19 protein-coding genes are annotated in these 24,475 nt (G+C 62.6%); 10 read left to right on the top strand and 9 right to left on the bottom strand.

Annotated features, from left to right (window positions below; genetic code table 11):
• Nucleotides 1–217 precede the first annotated feature (217 nt).
• The 9 genes from ACWTU7_RS09915 to ACWTU7_RS09955 all read left to right on the top strand — a co-directional run bounded on the left by ACWTU7_RS09915 (nt 218) and on the right by ACWTU7_RS09955 (nt 12,685).
• Entirely contained in the window at nt 218–3,697 is a 3,480-nt protein-coding gene (locus ACWTU7_RS09915; RefSeq protein WP_455839620.1) for an indolepyruvate ferredoxin oxidoreductase family protein, read from the top strand.
• 133 nt (nt 3,698–3,830) lie between these two features.
• Entirely contained in the window at nt 3,831–6,143 is a 2,313-nt protein-coding gene (locus ACWTU7_RS09920) for a putative bifunctional diguanylate cyclase/phosphodiesterase (protein ID WP_455839619.1), read from the top strand.
• 148 nt (nt 6,144–6,291) lie between these two features.
• Nucleotides 6,292–7,071, top strand: coding sequence for an N-acyl amino acid synthase FeeM domain-containing protein (locus tag ACWTU7_RS09925; RefSeq protein ID WP_455839618.1), 780 nt, complete (start codon nt 6,292–6,294; stop codon nt 7,069–7,071).
• Between the two features lie 190 nt (nt 7,072–7,261).
• Nucleotides 7,262–7,411: a DUF3096 domain-containing protein gene (locus ACWTU7_RS09930; RefSeq protein ID WP_065006071.1), complete on the top strand. Its 150-nt coding sequence runs from the start codon at nt 7,262–7,264 to the stop codon at nt 7,409–7,411.
• 188 nt (nt 7,412–7,599) lie between these two features.
• Nucleotides 7,600–7,824, top strand: coding sequence for an aa3-type cytochrome c oxidase subunit IV (locus tag ACWTU7_RS09935; RefSeq protein ID WP_029347610.1), 225 nt, complete (start codon nt 7,600–7,602; stop codon nt 7,822–7,824).
• Nucleotides 7,825–7,909: 85 nt separating this feature from the next.
• Entirely contained in the window at nt 7,910–9,181 is a 1,272-nt protein-coding gene (locus ACWTU7_RS09940) for a Re/Si-specific NAD(P)(+) transhydrogenase subunit alpha (protein WP_455839617.1), read from the top strand.
• On the top strand, nt 9,181–9,606 hold the full coding sequence (locus ACWTU7_RS09945) for an NAD(P) transhydrogenase subunit alpha (RefSeq protein ID WP_029347614.1): 426 nt from the start codon (nt 9,181–9,183) through the stop codon (nt 9,604–9,606). The genes ACWTU7_RS09940 and ACWTU7_RS09945 overlap by 1 nt, the downstream gene beginning before the upstream one ends.
• Nucleotides 9,607–9,612: 6 nt before the next feature.
• Nucleotides 9,613–11,010: an NAD(P)(+) transhydrogenase (Re/Si-specific) subunit beta gene (locus ACWTU7_RS09950; RefSeq protein WP_455839616.1), complete on the top strand. Its 1,398-nt coding sequence runs from the start codon at nt 9,613–9,615 to the stop codon at nt 11,008–11,010.
• Between the two features lie 169 nt (nt 11,011–11,179).
• A complete protein-coding gene (locus ACWTU7_RS09955) occupies nt 11,180–12,685 on the top strand; it encodes a hypothetical protein (RefSeq protein WP_455839615.1) in 1,506 nt (501 codons plus the stop codon).
• A gap of 105 nt (nt 12,686–12,790) precedes the next feature.
• Here the strand turns inward: ACWTU7_RS09955 and ACWTU7_RS09960 are convergent, their stop codons facing one another.
• Together ACWTU7_RS09960 and gyrB are read right to left on the bottom strand one after the other, a co-directional pair.
• On the bottom strand, nt 12,791–13,708 hold the full coding sequence (locus ACWTU7_RS09960; RefSeq protein ID WP_455839614.1) for a hypothetical protein: 918 nt from the start codon (nt 13,706–13,708) through the stop codon (nt 12,791–12,793).
• A gap of 251 nt (nt 13,709–13,959) precedes the next feature.
• Entirely contained in the window at nt 13,960–16,431 is a 2,472-nt protein-coding gene (gene gyrB, locus ACWTU7_RS09965; RefSeq protein ID WP_455839613.1) for a DNA topoisomerase (ATP-hydrolyzing) subunit B, read from the bottom strand.
• Nucleotides 16,432–16,754: 323 nt separating this feature from the next.
• On the opposite strand from gyrB, the gene ACWTU7_RS09970 reads away from it, so the two are divergent.
• Nucleotides 16,755–18,125, top strand: a complete 1,371-nt coding sequence (locus ACWTU7_RS09970) for a cytochrome P450 (protein ID WP_095517369.1) — start codon at nt 16,755–16,757, stop codon at nt 18,123–18,125.
• A gap of 15 nt (nt 18,126–18,140) precedes the next feature.
• Here ACWTU7_RS09970 and ACWTU7_RS09975 read toward each other — a convergent pair whose 3' ends face one another.
• The 7 genes from ACWTU7_RS09975 to ACWTU7_RS10005 form a co-directional block, all read right to left on the bottom strand.
• Complete coding sequence (locus ACWTU7_RS09975) at nt 18,141–19,115, bottom strand: complex I NDUFA9 subunit family protein (protein ID WP_455839612.1); 975 nt, start codon at nt 19,113–19,115, stop codon at nt 18,141–18,143.
• 118 nt (nt 19,116–19,233) lie between these two features.
• A complete protein-coding gene (locus tag ACWTU7_RS09980) occupies nt 19,234–19,686 on the bottom strand; it encodes a DoxX family protein (RefSeq protein ID WP_029347625.1) in 453 nt (150 codons plus the stop codon).
• Nucleotides 19,687–20,019: 333 nt separating this feature from the next.
• Nucleotides 20,020–21,021 (bottom strand): Ldh family oxidoreductase, encoded by a 1,002-nt coding sequence (locus tag ACWTU7_RS09985; RefSeq protein ID WP_029347626.1) that lies wholly within the window; start codon nt 21,019–21,021, stop codon nt 20,020–20,022.
• A gap of 35 nt (nt 21,022–21,056) precedes the next feature.
• Nucleotides 21,057–21,869 (bottom strand): ABC transporter permease, encoded by an 813-nt coding sequence (locus tag ACWTU7_RS09990; protein ID WP_455839611.1) that lies wholly within the window; start codon nt 21,867–21,869, stop codon nt 21,057–21,059.
• Nucleotides 21,869–22,534 (bottom strand): ABC transporter permease, encoded by a 666-nt coding sequence (locus ACWTU7_RS09995; RefSeq protein WP_287335773.1) that lies wholly within the window; start codon nt 22,532–22,534, stop codon nt 21,869–21,871. Before ACWTU7_RS09995 ends, ACWTU7_RS09990 begins: the two co-directional genes overlap by 1 nt.
• Nucleotides 22,535–22,725: 191 nt before the next feature.
• Nucleotides 22,726–23,520 (bottom strand): transporter substrate-binding domain-containing protein, encoded by a 795-nt coding sequence (locus tag ACWTU7_RS10000; RefSeq protein ID WP_029347631.1) that lies wholly within the window; start codon nt 23,518–23,520, stop codon nt 22,726–22,728.
• Between the two features lie 54 nt (nt 23,521–23,574).
• Nucleotides 23,575–24,387: an ABC transporter ATP-binding protein gene (locus ACWTU7_RS10005; RefSeq protein WP_095517697.1), complete on the bottom strand. Its 813-nt coding sequence runs from the start codon at nt 24,385–24,387 to the stop codon at nt 23,575–23,577.
• Nucleotides 24,388–24,475: the final 88 nt, after the last annotated feature.

The following is a 24,475-nucleotide window of genomic DNA, read 5'->3' on the forward strand; positions in this document are numbered from 1 at the left end:
TCACCAGCGGCACTGACCGCCGCCGGAATTTTCGTGCTCGGCCATCCTCCCCGACAGGCGTTTCGTGGCGCCACACGGCCGCGCACGGATCGTTTGTTGCGCCTCATCTGGCATCTTCGATTTTGTTTGACCTGCCCGGCAAGGGGAGAAACACTGCAGCATCCGACTCCGACGCTGGCTGTGCTCGAAGTGTGGCCTCCGCAGAGGGAAATGCCTGATGACGCTGCATGATGTCGCGCTCGACGACAAGTTCGACCTGGGGAAGGAGCGCATCTTCCTTTCCGGCGCGCAGGCGGTCATCCGCATGCTGCTGATGCAGCGCGCGCGCGACCGCCGGGCTGGCCTGAACACCGCCGGCTTCGTCTCCGGCTATCGCGGCTCGCCGCTCGGCGGCCTCGACATGCAGCTTTGGAAGGCCAGGAAGCAGCTCGCCCAGTCGGACATCGTCTTTCAGCCCGGCCTCAACGAGGAACTCGCGGCCACGGCCTGCTGGGGATCGCAGCAGGCCGAGTTGCTGGGCGAGGGCACGCATGACGGCGTCTTTTCGGTCTGGTACGGCAAGGGACCGGGCGTCGACCGATCCGGCGACGTGTTCCGCCATGCCAATCTCGCCGGCTCGTCTAGATATGGTGGCGTGCTTGCCCTGATGGGCGACGACCACATGGCCGAATCCTCGACCAACGCGCACGCGACCGAATTCCTGTTCGTCGACACCATGGTGCCGATCCTCAATCCGGCCGGGGTCCAGGAGATCATCGACTTTGGGCTCTACGGCTTTGCCATGTCGCGTTTCGCCGGCACCTGGGCGGCGATCAAATGCGTCAAGGACAACATCGAGTCGACGGCTTCGGTCGATGCCGCACTCGAACGGCTTGATATCGTCGTCCCGGACTTCGATATGCCGCCTAGCGGCCTCAACATTCGCAACGAGATCGACATGCTCGGCCAGGAGGAACGGCTGCATGAATATAAGCGCGCCGCCGCTTCGGCCTTCATCCATGCCAACGGGCTGAACCGGATCGTTTATTCCGGTGGACGTGCCCCGAAGCTTGGCATCGTCACCATCGGAAAGAGCTATCTTGACGTCCGCCAGGCGCTGGAAGACATCGGCGTCGATGAGGCCGCCGCCAATCGCATCGGGATCAGGCTGTTCAAGGTCGGCTGCCCATGGCCGCTCGACCTGCAACACATCGCCGACTTCGCTCGCGGCCTCGACACCATCGTCGTCGTCGAGGAGAAACGCTCGCTGATCGAGGTGCAACTGCGCGAAAACCTTTACGGCACCGCCATGCAGCCGGTCATCGTCGGCAAGAAGGACGAGCGCGGCGACGGGCTGTTCCCGGCCAAGGGCGCGCTCGATCCCAACGACATCGCCATCGCGCTCGGCGAGAGAATTTTGCGAACGATCGGTCCGTCGGACGAGATTGCCGCGCGAGTGGCAAAACTTCGCCAATTCCAGGCGACGCTCGCCGACACGTCAGACATCGCCTCGCGCACGCCCTTCTTCTGCTCCGGCTGCCCGCACAATTCCTCGACCAAGGTGCCCGACGGCTCGCTCGCCGCCGCCGGCATCGGCTGCCATTTCATGGCGCTTTGGATGGACCGCAACACCGTTGGTTTCACCGCCATGGGCGGCGAGGGCGCGCAATGGGTCGGCCAGGCGCCGTTCTCGAAGCGCAACCACATCTTCCAGAATCTCGGCGACGGCACCTATAACCACTCTGGTGCGCTGGCGATCCGCTTCGCGCTGTCGACCGACGCTAACATCACCTACAAGATCCTCTACAACGACGCCGTCGCCATGACCGGCGGCCAGCCGCACGAGGGTGGCCTGACCGTGGACATGATCGCCAGGCAGGTGCGGGCCGAGGGCGTCGAGCGGATCGCCATCGTCACCGACGAGCCGGACAAATATACCGGCAAGGTCGAATTCCCCGCCGGCGCCACCATCCATCACCGCGACGATCTCGACCTCGTCCAGCGCGAATTGCGCGCGGTCAAGGGCACATCCGTGCTGATCTACGACCAGACCTGCGCCGCCGAAAAGCGCCGCCGCCGCAAGCGCGGCACATTCCCCGATCCCGACAAGCGCGTCTTCATCAACGAACTGGTCTGCGAAGGCTGCGGCGATTGCGGGGTGCAGTCGAATTGCGTGTCGATCCAGCCGGTCGAGACCGAATTCGGCCGCAAGCGCAGGATCGACCAGTCGAGCTGCAACAAGGATTTCTCCTGCATCAACGGCTTCTGCCCGTCCTTCGTCACCGTGCATGGCGCCAAGATCAGGAAGGCCGAGGGTATTGCCGGCACGACCGATCCGCTCGACGGCGTGCCCGCGCCCGCTGAATTTCCGCTGGGCGAACAGGGCTGGGCGGCGATCATCGACGGCGTCGGCGGCACCGGCGTCGTCACCATCGGCGCGGTGCTCGGCATGGCGGCCCATCTCGAAGACAAGGGCTGCGGCATGATCGACATGGCCGGCCTTGCCCAGAAGGGCGGCTCGGTGTTCACCCATGTCCGCATCGCGCGCAGCCCGGGCGATATCCACGCCATCCGCGTTTCGGCCGGCAAGGCAGACCTTGTGCTCGGCTGCGACCTCGTCGTGTCGGGCGCTCAAAAGGTGCTCGCCGCGGTGCGTGAGGGCCACACGATCTTCCTCGCCAACACCGCCGAGATCATGCCCGGTGAGTTTACCCGGTCGGCGGATTTCTCGCTGCCTGTCGAGCGGCTGAAAAAGGCGATCCGCACTGCCGCCGGCGACGACAAGGCGCATTTCTTCGACGCCACCCGCACCGCCACCGCGCTGTTCGGCAGTTCGCTCGGCGCCAACATGTTCATGCTCGGCTTCGCCTTCCAGCATGGCGGCTTGCCGCTGTCGGCCGAGGCAGTCGAAAAGGCGATCGAACTCAACGGCCAGGCCGTGGCGATGAACGTCTCAGCCTTCCGCTGGGGCCGCCGCGCCGCCCACCAGCCGGATTTCGTGCGCGGCCTCGTTGCCCAGCCGGGCACGGCTGCACAGAACGCCGCTGTCGTCGAAACGCTGGACGACATTATCGCCCGCCGCGTCGCCTTCCTCACCGCTTATCAGAACGCTGCCTATGCCACGCGCTACGCCGACAGACTGGCCGCGCTGCGCAAGGCCGAAGCAAGGGCGATGCCCGGTTCGACTGATGTGACCGAGGCCGCTGCGAGGAACCTGTTCAAGCTGATGGCGATCAAGGACGAATACGAGGTGGCGAGGCTCTACACCGACGGCTCCTTCGCCGCCGAGCTGGGCAAGCAGTTCCAAAGCTACGACAAGCTCGAATTCCATCTCGCGCCGCCGATGATGGGCAGGCGCGGCAAGGACGGCAAGCCGAGGAAGTCGAGTTTCGGTCCCTGGATGGTGGAGGGGTTCCGCCTGCTGGCAGCGATGAAAGGCTTGCGCGGCACGGTCTTCGATGTGTTCGGCTACAGCTCCGAAAGGCGTATGGAACGGCAGCTTCTTGCGCAGTACGAGGCCGATCTGGAGCTTGTCGCCCGCGCGCTGGCGGCAGGCAAGGTCGAGGCTGCGGCCGCGCTTGCCTCGGTGCCGGCGCTCATTCGCGGCTATGGTCACGTCAGGCAGGCCAGTGCCGAAAAGGCCGCTGGCGAACGCCTAAGGCTGCTCGATCGCCTGGCAAAAATGCCCGTTCGGCCGGAACTCCAGGCCGCCGAGTAATCGATATGCCTTGTTTGTTTGAAGGGTAGCTTCCCGGCGCCAACCGACTGACGGCAAAGCCCGGAACGGCCTCTCTAAATCTTTCTTAAGGCGAATGTGACACAGCTTGGCTCCCCAGGGTTGGGATTCAGGCGTGAATCTGAAAAGAAAAAACGAGATTCCGGTCGACGTCTATATCCCGTTCGTGGAAACTCTGTTTCGCGACGGGGTGACGCTTTCGATCGGCATTCTCGCGCAAACCTTCCTGATCGGCCTTGTCTGGTGGAAGAACGGCGATCCGCGTTACCTGGTTGTTGCGATTGCGATGGTTCTCGTCGGCATATTCCGCATGAGAAATTTCCAAAAATACAACAGCTTGCCATCACCAACGACCTGGGAGGAAGCGCACAAGCGCGAAAACGACTATATACTCTACGGCTCCATGCATGGGCTTACGCTCGGGGCTTTTTGCCTGCTCGGCATCTACTTTGCGCGCGACGATTTCGCCGAGATCGCCTCCGTCTGCCTGACGCTGGCGACCGCGACCTCCATTGCCGGCCGCAACTACGGCTCGCCGCGCATGGTGACCATCCTGACTCTTGCATTGACCTGGCCCATCTCGCTGGGCTTCCTGCTGCGCGGCGATATCTATCATGTCCTCCTTGGCCTGCTGTCAGCGCCGTTCCTGTTCGCGATCCGCAAATTCGCCAATACGGTGCGCGATGTGCTTTTTGCGGCGGTGTCGGAGGAGAAGAAGGCGAACCGCCTTGCCCAGCGCTTCAATCGGGCGCTGAACACCATGTCGCATGGCCTTGTCATGCTCGGCCCCGACGGCCGGGTGGCGGTGGCCAATGCCGAAGCCGCGCATCTGATGTCGCTCAAATCGCCCGACGCGCTGCTCGGGCGATCGATTCACGGTCTGCTGATGCGCGGCGTTGCCGGCGGCATGCTGGCGCCGAAGGACTGCCGCTACATCGAAGCCCAGCTTACGCGCGCCCTGCGCGAGGGCCGCGACCGCAAGGTTCTCGTCTCGCTCGCGAACGGCCAGCACTACGAGTTCTCGGCGCGTGAAGGCAGCCAGGAACTGGGGGTCATCACCTTCGAGGATGTGACGGCCCGCGTTGAGGCGGAAGACAAGATCCGCTTCATGGCGCGCTATGACAACCTCACCGGCCTGCCCAACCGCGCCTACTTCCACGAGCTGATCGGAGAGGCCATGGCATCCGGTGACCTCGAGCGTCTCTGCGGGCTCGCTGTGCTCGACCTCGACGACTTCAAGAGCGTCAACGACACGCTTGGCCACCCGGTTGGCGACGGATTGATCTACGCCGTCGCTGAACGGCTGGCGGCGGTCGCCGGACCAGGCGTCACCGTCAGCCGTTTCGGCGGCGACGAGTTCATGATCTTCTTCGACCGCGTCGAGGACGAGAGCCATCTGTCCAGCCAAATCGACGAGATTTTCATTGAGCTGCAGGGCGAGGTCGACGTCGCCGGCCATGGGTTGCGCATCCAGGCCAGCGGTGGCGCGGTGCTGTCGAGGGTCAGGGATACCGATGTCGACGCCATGATCGTCAAGGCGGACCTCGCGCTCTACAAGGCCAAGGAACTCGGCAAGAATACTTGGCGGTTGTTCGAGGCGTCGATGGAGGTCGCTTTCCGCAACCGTCAGCTGATGAAGGCGGATCTGCGCACCGCGGTAGAAAGCAAGGGGTTGCGGGTGGTCTACCAGCCAATCGTGGCGATGAGCACGATGCGCATAGCCAGCTGCGAGGCGCTGTGCCGTTGGGACCACCCCGATCTCGGACCAATTTCGCCCAGCATCTTCATTCCGCTGGCGGAAGAAATGGGCATCATTTCCGAGATCAGCACCTTCGTCCTGCATGCGGCGTGCACCGAATGCGCCAAATGGCCCGCACAGACCAGTGTCTCGGTCAATCTCTCGGCCAAGGACTTCCGCAACCGCGACGTTATCGAGAAGGTTCGCCATGCGCTCGCCAGTTCCGGTCTCGCCGCCGGCCGACTGGAGATCGAGGTCACCGAGACGGCACTGCTCGACGACAAGTCGCTGACGCGTCAGTATATCGAGGAATTGAAGCGGCTTGGCGTGCGCATCGCGCTCGATGATTTCGGCACCGGCTATTCGAGCCTGAGCTATCTCCACAAACTTCCGCTCGACAAGATCAAGATCGACCGTTCGTTCCTGATGGACGTTACCCAGAACAGCCGTTCGCTCGAACTGCTCAAGGGCATCGTCAATCTGTCACGGCCACTGGGGCTTTCGGTGACTGTCGAGGGCGTCGAGACTTTCGAGCAGCTCAAGATCCTGGCCTTGCAGGTCAAGCCGGACCTGGTTCAGGGATTCCTGTTCGGCTCGGCGCTAAGCGCGTCCGGTATCGAGACCATGTCCAGCACGGTCTGGCCCTTCGCCAAGGACATCAAGACGGCCAGGAAGGCCACGCATCGCTGATTTTCATGGAAGAAATCTCGTACTTTAGTATAATTTTTACAATCGTTAACCTTAAGAGCTGGTAAACGATCTCTATCTTGTTTTCATCTTTACATCTTACGACCCTGCCGTAGTGTTGATAGCGGCGGCAGTTCCGGGGATTGAGTTTATGGTTGTTGAGTTGATTTCGCCTCGCCAGGCGGCGGGTGCGGACCGGAGTGATGCGTCCGACACTATGTCCAGCTTTGCCTGGAATGTTTCGGCGATGCTGGAGCGGACGGAATACCGTCGCTGCGACAAGGGCGAAGACCTCGAGGACATTTACCGACTGCGCTACAAGTCGTATCGCTCCAACGATATGGTGCCCGACAACGAGAACCATACCATTCACGACGAGCTCGACGACGCGCCGAATGTCTTTCGTTTCGGCGTCTACATCGACCAGGAACTCGTCAGCACGCTGCGCATCCATCACGTCACGCTGGCGACGCCGATGTCGCCTTCCACCAAGGCTTTCGGCGATATCGTCATGCCGATGCTGGCCGAGGGACTGAGCTTCATCTGTCCCAGCCGGTTCGCCTCCGACCCCGACTGGTCACGCGTCTATCCGCAAATTCCCTACCTAACATTGCGGCTCGCCGGCATGGCGTGTTTCCATTTCAACGCGCCTTACTGCCTGTCGACCATTCGCGAGGACCACGCCGGCTTCTACAAGCGGATCTACTATTCCGAGAAGATCAGCGAGGCCCGCGCCTATCCCGGCGTCTACAACAAGGTCGTGCTCTACCGTGCCGACGTCAATGCGATCCGCGAGCGGTCCCTCTCCCGGTTCCCGTTCTTCCGTTCGACTCCGATGGAGCAGCGCATGCTGTTCGACATGCCCAACGTCGGTGAACTCGCGCCGCTGACCATCCTGCCCACAGCCAAGTATTTTCGCGAAGCCGCCTGATGTACGTCGCCCGAAAGCGCAGTGGTTTTGGAACAACTACATGCACCTAAACAAGGCAAGTCATTCGGCAACTTTGCAGCCTGGCCATGGAGCTTTCCGGCCGCTTCGGCGTTCTGGCAAGCGCGCCGGTGGCGCATGAACGACGTCGACCCGCATAGCGTTGGCGGCAATCCTATCGAAAGGAAACGACATGACCATTTCCACGCTCGCACTCACTCCGCTTATCTCGCTGATTGCCGGCGTGCTGATTCTGGTGATGCCGCGACTCCTCAACTACATCGTCGCGCTCTATCTGATCGTCGTTGGCCTGCTCGGGCTGTTTCCGCAGCTTGCCGGTTGATGTGACAAGCTTCAGCCGCAAGGAAGTGCAAGGCGGCAGCCACGGTCACCTCAGGAACAATCTCTCTGTATCGGGCAGCTTCAACTTTCCTTTGAGGCTGTTGTCTCCAGCGATGCGGCAATAGCGCCATTGCCCTCGGCCTGGCTTTTCGCTATGTGCCTGAAAGATGTCTTCGAAGGGGTATTCCTATGGCTGATCACTCGCCGACCGGTCCTGTCGAACTAGGCGCGAAGATGGACTATGCCGAGCACGACCGCACCTATGCCGGCTTTGTCATGCTCGCCAAATACGGGTCGCTGTTTTGCGCCGCCGTGCTTCTGGCAATGGCTTTCGGCTTCTTTGCGGGCGGCTTCTTCTCGGCATTTGTCCTTTTCGTTCTGATCCTCGCCCTCGGCGCTTTCATTCTCCGGTAAATTCTTCAAAACCCCTTGCCCGTGACATCGCCGGAAGTCCGGCCGGCGTCCTGCGCAGACAGGTTCCAGCCGAAAGGATCATGCGGTGGGACAGACGATTTTCATCCCTCGTGAGCTCGATGCGAACGAGCCGCGCGTTGCTGCCTCGCCCGACACGGTGAAGCGGCTGGCGGGGCTGGGGTTCAACGTGATCGTCGAAAGCGGCGCCGGCACGGCATCGCGCATTCCTGACGAGGAGTTCGGTAAGGCCGGCGCTGTGATCGGTAAGGCCGCCGATGTCGCCAAGGCCGATGTGGTGCTGAAGGTGCGCCGGCCTGATGAGGCGGAGCTGAAGGTCTATCGCCCGGGCACTGCCGTCATCGCCATCATGGATCCCTATGGCAACGATGCTGCCGTCGATGCTCTGGCAAGGGCAGGCGCCACCGCCTTCTCGATGGAGTTCATGCCGCGCATCACGCGCGCCCAATCGATGGACGTCCTGTCCAGCCAGGCGAACCTCGCCGGCTATCAGGCGGTGATCGACGCGGCTGCCGAATATGACCGGGCGCTGCCGATGATGATGACGGCGGCCGGCACGGTGCCGGCGGCGAAAGCCTTCATCATGGGCGTCGGCGTCGCCGGCCTGCAGGCCATTGCAACTGCAAGGCGGCTTGGCGCCGTCGTCACCGCCACTGACGTGCGCCCCGCAGCCAAGGAACAGGTCGCCTCGCTTGGCGCAAAGTTTCTGGCGGTCGAGGATGAGGAGTTCAAGGCGGCCGAGACGGCGGGCGGCTACGCCAAGGAAATGTCTAGGGAATACCAGGCCAAGCAAGCGGCGCTGACCGCCGAGCACATCGCCAAGCAGGACATCGTCATCACCACCGCGCTGATCCCCGGCCGTCCGGCGCCGAAGCTGGTTTCAGCCGAGATGGTCGCCTCGATGAAGCCGGGCTCGGTGATCGTCGATCTCGCGGTCGAACGTGGCGGCAATGTCGAAGGCGCCGTGCCCGGGCAGGTGGTGACCACGGCCAACGGGGTGAAAATCATCGGCCATCTCAACGTACCGGGCCGCGTCGCGGCCTCCGCCTCGCTGCTCTACGCCAGGAACCTTTTTGCGTTCGTCGAGACACTGGTCGACAAGACCACGAAGACGCTTGCCATCAACCGCGACGACGACTTGGTCAAGGCGACGATGCTGACTGATGGCGGGCAGGTTGTGCATCCGGCTTTTATCGGCAAGCCGGCGGTGATGATCGCCTCGGCCGAGCCTGCGAAGCCCGCTGCTGGAGAAAAACCGGCCGCGCCGAAGAAAGCTGCCATATCCAGGAAACTTGCCGCACCCAAGTCGCTCGCTAACAAGCCGAAAGGGATCGCGTGATGGACCAGACCTTGCAGAAAGCCCTTGACCAGCTCGATCAGGCGACCGCCGCCGTCCGTCTCGCTGTACAGGATCTGGCCACAGCTCCAGGCGGCACCGATGCGGCGGGCGACGCCGCGCACGCGCTGTCCGGCGGGGCGATCGATCCGTTCGTCTTCCGCTTTGCCATTTTTGTCCTGGCAATCTTCGTCGGCTATTACGTGGTCTGGTCGGTCACACCGGCGCTGCACACGCCGCTGATGGCCGTCACCAACGCCATTTCTTCGGTCATCGTCGTCGGCGCGCTGCTTGCCGTCGGCATCTCGGCGTCCGGCATCGCCACCGGCTTCGGTTTCGTCGCGCTGATGCTGGTCTCGGTCAACATCTTCGGCGGCTTTCTCGTCACCCAGCGCATGCTGGCGATGTACAAGAAGAAGGACAAGTAGAGCGACATGAACGCCAACTTCGCCTCCTTCCTCTATCTGGTTTCCGGCATCCTGTTCATCCTGGCATTGCGCGGCCTGTCGCACCCGACCACGAGCCGTCAGGGCAACATGTACGGCATGATCGGCATGGGCATCGCCATTGCGACCACGCTGGCGCTCGCGACCCCTTCGGCGGGGGGCTTCGGCCTCATCGTGCTCGGCCTTTTGATCGGCGGCTCGGTCGGCGCGATCACCGCGCGGCGCATCGCCATGACCTCGATGCCGCAGCTGGTCGCCGCCTTCCATTCGCTCGTCGGTCTTGCCGCCGTCATGGTGGCGGCCGCCGCCATCTATGCGCCGGAAAGCTTCGGCATCGGCACGGTTGCCGACATCCACGCCCAGGCGCTGATCGAGATGAGCCTCGGCGTCGCTATCGGCGCCATCACCTTCACCGGCTCGGTCATTGCCTTCCTCAAGCTCGACGGTCGCATGACGGGCAAGCCGATCATGATCGGCGGCCGCCATTTCATCAACGCCGCCCTCGGCATCGCGCTGATCGTGCTGATCGTGCTGCTGGTCACCAGCGAGTCCAAGCTGGTGTTCTGGCTGATCGTGGCGGCATCGCTTGTCCTTGGTGTCCTGCTCATCATCCCGATCGGCGGTGCCGATATGCCGGTTGTCGTCTCGATGCTGAATTCCTATTCGGGCTGGGCGGCTGCGGCCCTCGGCTTCACGCTCGGCAATCTGGCGCTGATCATCACCGGCGCGCTGGTCGGCTCGTCCGGCGCGATCCTCTCCTACATCATGTGCAAGGGCATGAACCGGTCATTCATCTCGGTCATCCTCGGCGGCTTCGGCGGCGAGACTTCCGCCGCTGCCGACGACGGCATCGAGCGCACGGTCAAGCAGGGCTCGGCCGATGATGCCGCCTATCTGATGATGAACGCGCAGAAGGTGATCATCGTGCCGGGCTACGGCATGGCGGTCGCCCAGGCGCAGCATGCGCTGCGCGAGATGGCCGACAAGCTCAAGGCCAATGGTGTCGACGTGAAGTACGCCATTCATCCGGTCGCCGGCCGCATGCCCGGCCACATGAACGTCCTCCTTGCCGAAGCCAATGTGCCGTACGACGAAGTGTTCGAACTCGAGGATATCAACTCTGAATTCGCGCAGGCCGATGTCGCCTATGTCATCGGCGCCAACGACGTCACCAACCCGTCCGCCCGGGATGACAAGAGCTCCCCTATATTCGGCATGCCGATCCTCGACGTCGACAAGGCCCGCACCTGCCTGTTCGTCAAGCGCTCGCTCGGCTCCGGCTATGCCGGCATCGACAACACGCTGTTCTACAAGGACGGCACCATGATGCTGCTCGGCGATGCCAAGAAGATGACCGAGGAGATCGTCAAGGCCATGGATCATTGATCCGGATTCGCGGTCCAGTGCACCGCTAATTGCTCGGAAAAAAGCCCGGCTCCGCGCCGGGTTTTTCTTGACTTGAACGTCCGGCCTGCAGCGCCTTTGCTCCCATGCCGGTTTCAGCGCTACGATGAACGAATTCTGTTCCGGGCTTTGTCAGCAAACGGAGGCACTGGTGTCCGACCCTCATCCTGTTGCGTCGCCGACCAAGACCAGCCCGCCGGCCTCGGGAAAGGCGCCGCGCAAGCTCAGCCAGGCTGTGGTGATCGTGCATGGCATGGGCGAACAGCGACCCATGGGCACGCTGAGGGAATTTGTTCAGGCTGTTTGGAGTCACGACCCTGCTCGCGTGCCGTTTTACGCCCGTGTCGCCGATTCGGGCGGTCCCGCCGGCTCGAAGATCAACCAGAGCTGGATCACGCCTGACAGCCGCACGAACTCGCACGAGCTTCGCCGGATCACCACCCCCTACGATGTCGATGGCCGCCGCACTGATTTCTACGAGCTTTACTGGGCCGACATCACGCAAGGCACGACGCGGGGCCGGCTTGCGGCCTGGGTGACAAATCTGCTCTGGCGCAAGCCCGCCGACATCCCGCGCGACGCCCGCGGGCTCTATGTCGTTACGCTTCTGGCCGTCATAACAGTATTGGGCGCGGCGCTCGTGCTCGCGACCTCGGCCTTGCAAGGGTATATTTCCTGGACCACGGGCATGCTCGTCACGATCCTGGCCTCGTTCGTCGTCTGGTCGGTGGACCGGTTCGGTCTTCCTTATTTCGGTGATGTGGCCGCCTATGTCCGTGCTGAAGCGGCAACGGTCGAGAAGCGCGCGCTTGTCCGCGACCGTGGCCTGACGCTGCTGAGGCGTCTCATGATGGACGATACATACGACCGCATCGTGCTGGTCTCACACAGCCTGGGATCAATCATCGCCTATGATCTGCTGCAGATATTGTGGGCTGATTTCAGGCCGCGAAAGCTGGAAGCGGTCCGCGACAAGGCGAGACTGAAAGCGATCCGCGCCGTCGACAGCGCTACGCTCAACGCCGATGGTTCTGCGTGGCCCGACAGCTTGGATGACCTCTCCGGATTCCGGCGAGATCAATGGGAACTCTATCGCCAGCTCCGCGCCAGGGACGACGATCATCCATTGCCGTGGAAGATCAGCGATTTCGTCACGCTCGGCAGCCCGCTGACCCACAGCGAATTTCTGGTGACCTACAATCTCGCCGAATTCAGGCGCGGCATCGCTGAGCGGCTGTTCTCGGCGTGTCCGCCAATCGCCGATACGGCGGCCGGTGGAACCGTCCTCTATCAGGAAGGGCGCAGCCGTTCGGGCAGGCCGCAGCGGGCGGTGCATCATGGCGCTGTATTTGCCGCGACGCGCTGGACCAACATCTTCGACAGGGGCAATGGCTGGCTGACGGGCGACCCGATCTCCGGACCGATGGCGGAAAATTTCGGCCCCGGCGTGGAGAACATTCAGGTCGAGCTGCGCAGTTCGCTTGGCCGCATCTTCACCCACAGGCTCTATTGGTCGCTGAAGGCGACCGGCGTCGAGGTCGCCGCAGCGGCCGGAACGCCGCCGCGCTCGCATCTCGAGGTGCTGCGCGACGCCGTCGATCTCGGCCGCAAACTGGAGCCAAGCCAGGCGGTGTCCACGGTTTTTGCCGGAAAGTAAGAGCCGGCGCTCGTTTCGGTGAACCGGCGCTGGCAATCACCCCATCGAAACAGCATGTCTATGCAGGGGCAGTGTCCCTGCATAGAAGAAACCGTCAAGCACTGATCAGCGGTTGGTCAGGAAGACCGCCTCCTCGTCGTCGCGCTGCCTGCCGCCAAGGGCTGCCGCGGCGCTTGCGATGAAAGCGCCGACAACCAGCGACAGTGCGCCAAGCAGCGCGAAGGTGGCACCGGCTTTCCTGGCGGTATCGGCAGCCTGCTGAGCCTGAACCTTCGCCTCTTCGACCCTGGCAAGCACGGCATCGACACGAGCCCTGGCATCCGGTTCCGACAGCCCGGCTCGGGCAGCCACCAGCTGCGACAGATAGGTCTTGTCGTCGGCAGACACTTCTCCTGCTGCTGCGCTCGCGATCAAAATGCGCGAAGCCTGCGCCGTCGCCGCCGCATCGCTCTCTGGGTTGGCGGCAGCAAGCCTGGCCGCATCGGCCGGGCGGAACAATGCATCGACGAAGTACGACGTTGCGTTGTCGGTCGCGGCGCCTCCGGCGTTTGCAGTGGCACCTGCCGAAGCGCCCATTGCCGCGCCCGACGCGACTGTCGAAGCGGCCTGGACGCCGGTTCCGACAGCTGCGGAAAGCGCCGAGCCGAGTACGCCGGCGACGAGCAACGTTGCAAGCGCCCAGGCGAGGAAGCCGTGGGCGGTATCGCGGAAAAAGACTTCATCGGTGTGGACGCCGACCCATTTGGTGCGCAGGCGCCCGGCAAGATAACCGCCGGCAGCCGACGACAGCCACTGCACGATGATCAGCCACGCGGCGGTGGAGGCCGCGAAAGTTGTGACCGATGTGCTCAAGCCGGACCACGGCGAAACCATGGTTAGCCCGAGCCCGGAGCCGAGCAACATCAGGATCAGTGTTAGCCCCGAGGCAGCAAAGGCGCCGGCCACGATCGGCCCCCAGCTGACAGCGGTGGAAGAGGATTCCGTCGGTGCGGAAACGTCGACAGCCGATAGGGTTGACTGCATGTCAGCCCCCTACCGTGCGAAAAGCATGATAAGAATAATGATCGGAATCGGGACTCCGAGAAGCCAGAGCAAAATGCCACGTCCCATGAGTGCCTCCTGCGGCGATTGTGATCAATCACAATGCCTTGGAAGCCTTTCCGTTCCGACCGGGCCCTCAGTGAACCTTTGTTGCGATGCAGCAGACATCATTGGCAGGCCTAGGTCCACCAACGATGTCTCGAGCGCTCGAAATTGAGCGTCCGGCCTGGGCTTTAAATATCCAGATTGGCGACGGACAGCGCGTTTTCCTGGATGAACTCACGCCTGGGCTCGACCTCGTCGCCCATCAGCCGCGAAAACAGCGAGTCGGCGTCCGTCGCGTCATTGACCTTGACCTGCAAAAGCGAGCGCACATTCGGGTCGAGCGTGGTTTCCCAGAGCTGCTCGGCGTTCATTTCGCCGAGGCCCTTGTAGCGCTGCATGGTCAAGCCCTTGCGGCCGGTGGCAAACACGGCGTTGAGCAGCGCCAGCGGTCCCGAGATGGTTTCCGACACATCCTTGCGGCGCAGCACCGGCGGCTCGCCATAGACTTCTGCGAGGCGAGGCGCATAGCGGTCGATCTGGCGAGCGTCGGCCGAGTTGATCAACGCGAGATCGAGATGCGCGAATTCCTTGACGCTGCGCACCGTGCGCTCGAACACATAGCCGCCGATCCCTTCGTTTGAGGTCGACATGCGGCCCGTCCAGCCGCGTTCGGTGTCCTCGGCGATGATGTCGAGACGCCGGGCGACGCGATCGGCCATGGCGTTGGCCCGGCCGAGATCGGCGAAAACGTCCGGGTTGAGCGCGCCGGCAATCGCGGCCTGCTCGACCACGCCTCTGTTGTAGCGCGTGTGCAGCCCGTTGATCAGCTGGCGCACCGCCAGCGCATCGTCGATGGCGCTGCGCAGGTCCTGTCCGGCCCGCACCTCGCCGGTGCTGAGCGCAAGCGACGCCTCCTCCAGCCCCGAGCCGATCAGAAATTCCTCGAAGGCGCTTTCGTCCTTGAGGTATTGCGAGCTCTTGCCGCGCGTCACCTTGTAGAGCGGCGGCTGGGCGATATAGAGATGGCCGCGCTCGATCAGCTCGGGCATCTGCCGAAAGAAGAAGGTCAGCAGCAAGGTGCGGATGTGGGCGCCGTCGACGTCGGCGTCGGTCATCAGGATGATCTTGTGATAGCGCAATTTGTCGGCGTTGAACTCGTCCTTGCCGATCGAAGTGCCGAGCGCGGTGATCAGCGTACCGATCATGTCGGAGCCTAGCATGCGATCGAAGCGAGCCCGCTCGACATTGAGGATCTTGCCGCGCAGGGGAAGAATGGCCTGGTTCTGACGCGAACGGCCGCCCTTGGCCGAGCCGCCGGCGCTGTCGCCCTCGACGATGAAGATTTCGGACTTCGCCGGGTCGCGTTCCTGGCAGTCGGCCAGCTTGCCGGGCAGCGAGGTGACGCCGAGCGAGCTCTTGCGGGTGATGTCGCGCGCCTTGCGCGCGGCTTCGCGCGCCGCTGCCGCCTGGATGACCTTCTCGATGACCACCTTGCCCTCGGTCGGGTGCTCTTCGAGCCAGGTGCCGAGAGCTTCGTTGACGAGCCCTTCCACCACCGGACGGACTTCGGACGAGACCAGCTTGTCCTTGGTCTGCGAGGAGAATTTCGGGTCGGGAACCTTGACCGACAGCACGGCCGTCAGCCCTTCGCGGCAATCGTCGCCGATCAGCGCCACCTTCTCCTTCTTGGTGAGGCCCGAGGATTCGCCGTAGCCGGTTATCTGGCGCGTCAGCGCGCCGCGAAAGCCGGCAAGATGCGTGCCGCCGTCGCGTTGCGGAATGTTGTTGGTGAAGGCCAGCACGTTCTCGTGGTAGCTGTCGTTCCACCACATAGCGACCTCGACGGTGATGCCGTCACGCTCGGCTTTGATCGCAATCGGCTTGTCGATCAGCGGTTTCTTGACGCGGTCGAGATATTTGACGAACTCCTCCAGCCCGCCATCATAGTGCAGCTCATGGCGCACGACGTCGGCATGGCGGGCATCGGTCAGAACGATGCGCACGCCAGAATTCAGGAAGGCGAGTTCGCGCAGCCGGTGCTCCAGCGTGCCGAAGTCGAACTCGACCATGGTGAACGTCTCGGCTGACGGGAAAAAGGTGATCTCGCTGCCGCTGCGCCCCTCATAAGTGCCGGCAACCTTGCGCTGTTCGTAGGTGCCGGTGACCCTCAGCGGCGCGTCGGCATTGCCGTGCGTGAAGCTCATCTCGTAGATCTGGCCGTTGCGGCGGATCTTCAGCTTCAGCCAGCCCGACAGCGCGTTGACTACCGAGACGCCGACGCCGTGCAGACCGCCGGACACCTTATAGGAGTTCTGGTCGAACTTGCCGCCGGCATGCAGCTGCGTCATGATCACTTCGGCCGCCGAAATGCCTTCGCCGGTGTGGATATCGGTCGGAATGCCGCGGCCATTGTCGATCACCGTCACCGAACCATCGGGGTTGAGCGTTACCGTGACAAGGTCGGCATGGCCGGCCAGCGCTTCATCGATGGCGTTGTCGACGACCTCGTAGACCATGTGATGCAGGCCCGACCCGTCGTCGGTATCGCCGATATACATGCCAGGCCGCTTGCGGACGGCATCCAACCCCTTCAAAACCTTGATGGAATCGGCGCCGTACTCGGCCTCAGCGCCGTTGGCGTTGTCGATCTGATCGCTCATGAAAACCTGTCTGATTGATGCCGCACATCCAGCGCAGAAATCGGCTCCGAATCGCGCGTCTTTGATGTCCTAGATATAAGTGCAAAAGGCGGTTTTTCCAAGGTTTGCAAGCATTTCCGAATGGAAGAAGAGCACGCTCGGCCGGCCATGGCATCGGACCCAAAAAGTGGATCGGTTTTGGAACAGAGCGGCGGCAACAAGAGTAGGCCGCCCTGTTCCGGCAATCAGGTACTTTCCAGTGCCCCGGTTACATTCCGGAGAGGCCGGCGACATGGACGCTTGCCTTGCCAGCCACTACATTGAGGTGACCAGCGGAGCACGCCATGGACAGTCAGCCCGCCCCATTCGTCCCGCCGGCACCGAAGCCGCGTACCTCGCCGCCTTCGACGCTGGAGATGATCCGCATCGTCTATCGCAATCCGCTCGAACTGTGGGGCGAGCCGACCTACAACGAACCCTGGATTTCGGTGACCGGCATCGGCGGGCCGCTGGTCATCGCCAATGACCCCGGCCTCATTCGCCACGTGCTGGTCGACAATGCGAAAAACTACAAGATGGCGACGGTGCGTCAGATGATCCTGCGGCCGATCCTGCGCGACGGCCTGCTGACCGCTGAGGGCGAGGTATGGAGGCGCTCGCGCAAGGCGATGGCGCCGGTGTTCACGCCGCGGCACATCTTCGGTTTTGCCGAGCCGATGCTGAGGCGCACACGGGAGTTCGTCACGCGCTATGAGGGCGGCGGCACGTCGGACATCGCCCATGACATGACGCTGCTTACCTTTGACATCCTGGCCGAGACGCTCTTTTCCGGTGAGATATCAGGTGAGCCGGGCAGCTTCGCCAAGGAGATCGACCGGCTGTTCGAGACCATGGGCCGCGTTGATCCGCTCGATCTGTTGCGGGCGCCCGATTGGCTGCCGCGCCTGACCCGCATCCGCGGCCGCAAGACCATGGCCTATTTCCGCAAGATCGTCACCGACACCGTCAAGATGCGCGAAGAGCGGGTCAAGCGCGATCCGGACAAGGTGCCGCAGGATTTTCTCACGCTTTTGCTCAAGGCGGAGGGACCGGACGGGCTGACGCGCGCCGAGGTCGAGGACAACATCATCACCTTCATCGGTGCCGGCCATGAGACCACGGCGCGTGCACTTGGGTGGACGCTCTATTGCTTGGCCGAAGCGCCTTGGGAGCGCGAAAAGATCGAGCGCGAGATCGACGCGGTGCTGGCGCGCGAGTCCGATCCGACAAAGTGGCTCGACGCCATGCCGTTCACCCGCGCCGCCTTCGACGAAGCGCTCAGGCTCTATCCGCCGGCGCCGTCGATCAACCGCGAGCCGATCGAACCCGAAACCTGGAACGGCCTCTATATACCGAGGCGCGCCGCGGTGCTGGTCATGCCGTGGGTTGTTCATCGCCATCGCAAGCTGTGGGAGCGGCCCGACGCGTTCATGCCCGAACGCTTCCATCCGGGAAATCGCGAGAAGATCGACCGCTTCCAGTATTTACCGTTCGGCGCCGGTCCTCGCGTCTGCATCGGCGCCAGCTTTGCCATGCAGGAGGCGATCATCGCTCTGGCGATCATGCTGTCGCGTTTCCGCTTCGACACCACCGCCGAGACTAAGCCGTGGCCGGTGCAGAAACTGACGACGCAACCGCAGGGCGGCCTGCCGATGCAGGTCACGCGGCGCCTTTAGTGAGCGCCTGATTGGCTAGGCCGCCGTCTTGCGCTGGAACTGGCCCGCGGCCCGGTAACGCCAGAGATAGCTGGGCAGGATGCTGCCGATCGACTGCGGCTGGATATCGAGACCGGCGAGCGTCCTGTTTTCCCTGGTGGCCGCTTCCGACACGACGTTGTGCTCGCGCAATTGCAGGATCTGATCCTTGGTCAGCAGTGGATTGGGCAAAAGCCCGAGAATCGATGCCTGCATGTTCGCCACCCACCAAGGCACCGACACCAGAAGTCGCTTGCGGTCGATCATGGCAAGCATTTCCTGCATGCATTGCTTGAAGGTGAGCACCTGCGGCCCGCCAAGCTCATAGATCCGGCCGCCCTGGACTTTGCCGTCGACCGAGCGCGCCACCGCTTCGGCGACATCGCCGACATAGACCGGCTGGAATTTGGTCTGCCCACCGCCGATCAGCGGCAGGACCGGCGAATAGCGCGCCATATTGGCGAACCGGTTGAAGAAACTGTCCTCCGGCCCGAAATTGATCGACGGCCGCAAGATGACGGCATCGCTGATCGTTTCCAGGACCGCTTTTTCGCCGAGCGCCTTGGTGCGCGCGTAGTCCGATTGCGCGTTCAGATCGGCGCCCAGAGCCGAGATATGGGTGAGGCCAGCGCCGACGGCGCGCGCCGCTTCGGCGACGGCGCGTGCGCCGAATTCGTGGACGGAGGTGAATTTCTGCCGGCCGCTCTCATGCAGGATGGCCACCAGATTGACGACATGATCGGCGTCTTGCACGGCGCGGTCGACCGACCAGCGCACTCGAACATTGGCCTGCACCGGCTGGATCTGGCCGACATTGCCGAGCGGCTGCAGATGGCCGGCGAGATCGGGCCGGCGGCAGGCGACCCTTATGCGGTAGCCGCGCCTGGCCAGCGCCCGCACGACGTGACGGCCGACAAAGCCGGAACCGCCGAACACGACGACGAGCTTTGGGGTCTGCAGGATTTCGGTCATTGCTGGCTCCGGCGCAGTTTCCAGATTTACTGGTGCTTGACTGAAGCCGTTTCTTAATCCGTTTCGCGCCAAAGGCAAAGGGCGACGATAAGTCGCCGGAGACCTTGTTTCGACCGCGTCAGAACGCCCTGCCGATGCGTGCGTCGACCGATTGGCGGTTGCCGCCGCGAATGACGAAGAAGAACAGGATCGCCGCCCACAGCAGCGATTTTTCGGCGCCCGAAAAGCCCTCGCCCATAGTGACCCAATGGAACCAGACGGTGACCAGAAGCACGAACATTCCGGCGAAGGCGGCCGGTCGGGTCAAGAGACCTATGGCGATGAAAATGCCTCCGAAGAACTCGGTGCATGCCAAGAGCAGGGACCAAAATGCGCCCGGATAGAAGCCGAGGCCCTCGACCATCTCGGCGGCGCCAAACGGATCGGTGATCTTCTGCGAACCATGAATGGTGAGGAAGATGCCGGCTACGGCACGCAGGATGGTTTCAGAGGTGGTGTGCAGCGCCGCATAAAGGCTGCCAAGGGCTGGGACGAAAAGGCTTCTTCTGGAGTTGTCGGTGCTTGCGGACATTGGGGCTCCTCTTTTGCTGCTTCGCGCAAACACCCGACCACCTCAGTCAAAGTCAAATGAACAAAAGTTGAAAAGGCGTGTTAACTGACCAGATGCGAGAGAACGCAGAAAACCCCGCCGAAGCGGGGTTTTCGGGGTGACTTCCAAGGTCGGAGTCAGGGTCCGACGAGGCGGCCTGACCTGAGACGGTATCAGGACGGCGTGAGACGCCCGCCCCAGCCCTGGACATTCGACCGGATGTCACCGCCCGGGCAAACCCCACCCCGGACAGGCATTGGTCGCGGCACCGCGCAAAAAGGTTCAACGGCGGCGAAAAAATCGCAGACAAACTTTTTAGGAAGAATACCGGGCGGCGAATTCGGAGATGCGCTGCACCACGGCTTTCGGAGCCGTAATGCCCCGTGCTGCCGCCTTCTCCGCCGCTTCGGCCCGGGCACGGCCGGGCACATGCACTCCGTAGCGGCGGCGCAACCGTTCGAGCTGGTCCTTCATGCGTTTCTCGAAATCCGGATCGAGCAGCTTAGGCTCGACGGCCAGCACGAAGAGGCCGGTTCCGGGACTGTCCGGTCCGCCGCTGAACCATGGCGCATCGAGCGACCAGTTGGCGCCCGACAGGCCAGCCGCCAGCACTTCGACCATCAGCGCGATGTTGGCGCCGCGCTGGCCGCCGAAGGCCAGCATCGCGCCTTTCATGGCGGCGGCGGGATCAGTGGTCGGGTTGCCGCTCGCGTCCAGTGCCCAGCCTTCTGGAATTTTTCTGCCGTCCTCGGCCGCCTTGCGGATGTTGACGAAGGCAGTGGCGCTCGACGATTGGTCGATGACCAGCGGCGTTTCGTCGGCCGCGGGCGCGGCGAAGGACATCGGGTTGGTGCAATAGACCGGCTTGACCGAGCCCGAGCCGGCAAGCACGGCCGGTCCGTTGGTCGCGGCAAAGGACACCAGCCCCTGCGCGGCCAGCCGCCCGGTGAAATAACCGAGCGCGCCGCATGTATAGGCGTTCTTCTGCGAAAAGATAGCGACGCCGAACAGGCGCGCCGCCTTGGCGAGATCGTCGATGGTGCGGTCGAAGCCGGTATGCGCCAGACCGCCTCTCGCGTCAGAGAGATAGACCGCCAAGGCCGGCCTAGTGATGACCGGCTCGGCCTTGCCGTCGATGCGGCCGGCCTCCAGCGCTTCGAGATAGTCGATGAAATGCGACAACCCGACCGTCGACAGCCCTTCCGCCTCGGCCGCTACGATGGAGGCTGCAAGCGACTGCGCCGCTTCTTCATTGGCGCCGGCGCCGAGCGCCGCCATCCGGCACAGCCCTGTCGCCTGGTCGAGACTGAGTTGCATTTCGTAAGTCCTGAATTCGTGAAACTGTCTCGATGTCAGCCGAGCCGGTTCGGAATCCGCGCCTCGAGCCGGCGGAAGCCGAAGACCAGGATACCGGTGATGGCCATATAGACCAACGCCAGAAGCAGCAAGGGTTCGTAGGTGACGAACAGATCCTGGCGCACCCTCGAGGCTACGGCATAGATGTCGACCATGGTTATGGTCGCCACCAGCGGTGTTGCCTTCAGCTGGAGAACGGTTTCGCCGGCCAGCGTCGGCAGCGCCCGGTGGATCGCCTGCGGAAGCCATACTCGCCTGAACATTTTCCAACGGCTCATGCCGAAAGCTCGGGCCGCCTCGAGTTGACCTTTCGGTACGCCTGCGAAGGCGCCACGCATTACTTCGCCTTCGTAGCCAGCATAGGAAATCGTCAGCGAAAGAACCGCATAGGGCCATGCCTGCCTGAGAATGGGCCAGAGGAACGACTCGCGTATCCACGGAAATTGTGGAAACAGCGAGCCGAGTCCGAAGTAAAGCAGCCAGAGCTGGAGCAGCAGCGGCGTACCACGAATAACCGTGCAGAACACCTTGGCCGGAACGCTCAGAATCGGCGGGCCGATCACCTGCGCGAGGCCGAGGGGGATAGCGAGCGCGATGCCCAGAGCCGACGTCACCACCAGCAGCCATATGGTCCGCCATATGCCCTGCAAAGCCAGCGGCAGATAGGCGGGCAGCCAATCCCAGCGCATGAGGAAAATCGACGCCAATATGATAAGCAGCGCGATCAGGATCAGCGCTATCCGATGTGGCCGCATCCAGAGCGAAGCTCGGGCGGCGGCGTTAATGACCGGGGTTTCGGCAGCCGCCATCAGTGAGTTCCCGCGATCGAAGGCATGCCGCGTCGCGCCCAGCGCTCAACACGCCCGATGACGACGTTGGAGACGAGGGTCAGAACGAGATAGAGCGCGCCCGCCGCCATGAAGAAGGTGAAATAAGCCTTCGTCGCGCCGGCTGCCGTCCGTGTGGTTTGCGTCAGTTCATTGACGCCGACGATCGCGAGAAGCGCGGTGTCCTTGGTGGCGATCAGCCACAGATTTGCCAGCCCTGGGATGGCGAAGGGGAGCATCGCAGGTAGCGTGATACGCCTGAGAAGCAGGCCGGGGGGCATTCCATACGCCCGCGCGGCTTCGATCTGGCCCTGCGGAATGCCGAGAATCGCGCCGCGCAAGACTTCGGTAGAGTAGGCGCCCTGCACGACCCCGAGCACGCCTATTCCGGCGACAACACCGTTGATATCGATTGCGGCATGGCCGAGCGCGGTGAGCAACTGGTTGATGAGGTCGGTACCAGCGAAATAAAGCAGCAGGATCAGCACCAGTTCGGGCACGGCGCGGACCACGGTGGTGTAGACTTCCAGCAGGTCACGGGCCACCGGCCCGCCATAGAGCTTGCCATAAGCGCCGCCGACGCCGATCACGAGACCGACTCCAAAGGAGCCGAAAGCAATTCCGACGGAGTTTGCCAACCCATGCAGAAGGCTGAGACCCCTGCCGTTCGGCGGCTGGAAGGAAAGCAATTCCAGCGAACTGGCTCCGAAGATGGTGGCGAGAACGTCGCTCAGCTTATGTCCCCTGGACTTCCGGGTTGAGGCGCCAATGATGTATCAAGCCGGACGTGCCATCGCGACGATGGCGGCTAGGCATGCCCGGCTTGATGCCGCTGCCGTCAGTTGGACTGCGACTCTTCGCCGTAGATGTCGAAGTCGAAGTACTTCTTGGTGATTTCGGCATACTTGCCATTGGCGCGGATGGCCTTGATTGCGGCATTGAGCTTGTCCTTGAGCCCGGTGTCGCCTTGACGTACGCCGGCGCCGACGCCAGGCCCGAGCACTTCAAGGTCCGGTGCGACATAACCTTTGAGGTCGCAGCACGCTTTGCCTTGATCCGACTTCAAAAATGCGTCGAGCGCGATCGAATCGGCCTGAGTGGCATCGATCCGGCCGGCGGCGAGATCCTGATTTGCCTCGTCCTGCGTCTGGTATTCTTTGATCTCGGCAGCATCGGTGAAGTGCTTCTTGGCGTAAGCAGCGTGCACCGTGGACGCCTGAACGCCGATAATCTTGGCTTTCAGCCCCTCTGGCGTCGCATCGAATTTCTGATCCTTGGCGCCGATCACCGCAGTCGGCGTATTGTAGTATTTCTCCGAAAAATCGATTTCCTTCTTGCGTTCGTCGGTAATGGACATCGAATTCATAATCGCGTCGATCTTCTTGGTTTTAAGCGCCGGGATAAGGCCGTCCCACGGGATTGGCGTCAATACGCAATCCAGCTTGGCTTCGCTGCAGATGGCGTTGACGATGTCTACTTCCCAGCCACCCCAGTTGCCGGAAGCATCCTGCGAGTAAAACGGCGGATAGGCTTCAGGCGAAAAACCCACCTTGATCTGTTCGGCGCTTGCCGAAAATGCGCCCGACAACGCGATCAGCGTGGCCGCGAGCGCCGTTTTGAGAAAAGGCTTCATTTTTTCATTTCTCCCGTTTTTTGGTTTGACGTTCCCGTCTGCTTTTCTCGCAAGTCATCCAACATTGCGCAGAAACTGCTTCAGCCTTTCGGATTTGGGCGCACCGAAGATCTGCTCCGGCGGCCCTTCTTCCTCGACCAACCCGTTGTAGAGGTAGACGACATGCGTCGCGACTTCGCGGGCGAACTTCATCTCGTGGGTCACCAGCACCATGGTGCGGCCCTCGCGCGCCAGATCGCCGATCACCTTCAGCACCTCGCCGATCAGTTCCGGGTCGAGCGCCGAGGTCGGCTCGTCGAACAGCATGACGCGCGGATTGATGGCCAGCGCCCGGGCGATGGCCGCGCGCTGCTGCTGGCCGCCCGACAGATAGGCCGGATAGACATCGCGCTTTTCGGCCAGCCCGACGCGGGCGAGCAGCTTTTCGGCCTCGGCGATGGCCACGTCGCGCTTGACGCCGAGAACATGCACCGGAACCTCGATTACGTTCTCGATCAGCGTCATGTGGCTCCACAAATTGAAATTCTGAAAGACCATGCCGAGCTTGGATCGGATGCGCTCGATCTGCTTGCGGTCGGCGGGAACGGTGTGGCCGTGACTGTCGGCCTTCATCCGGATCTCCTCGCCATTGACGCGGACGATTCCGCTGGTCGGGTTCTCCAGGCAATTGATGCAGCGCAGCAGGGTCGACTTGCCCGAGCCGCTGCCACCGATGATGGCGATGACTTCGCCGTCGCGCGCCGACAGCGAAACACCCTTCAGCACATGCAGTTCGCCGAATCTTTTATGCAGGTTCTCGACATGGATGGCTTCGGCGGCGTCGTTCTGCGCCGTGTACTTCAGGGCGGGGGCCGTGCCTTGCGCTATCACCTTTGGGGTGCCTCACGAAGCGGCTGGACCCGTCGCTGCTGGAACTTTTTACCCATTACCATCACTGGACAGACTTCTCATTCTC

Source organism: Mesorhizobium sp. BHscii (genome assembly GCF_053848065.1).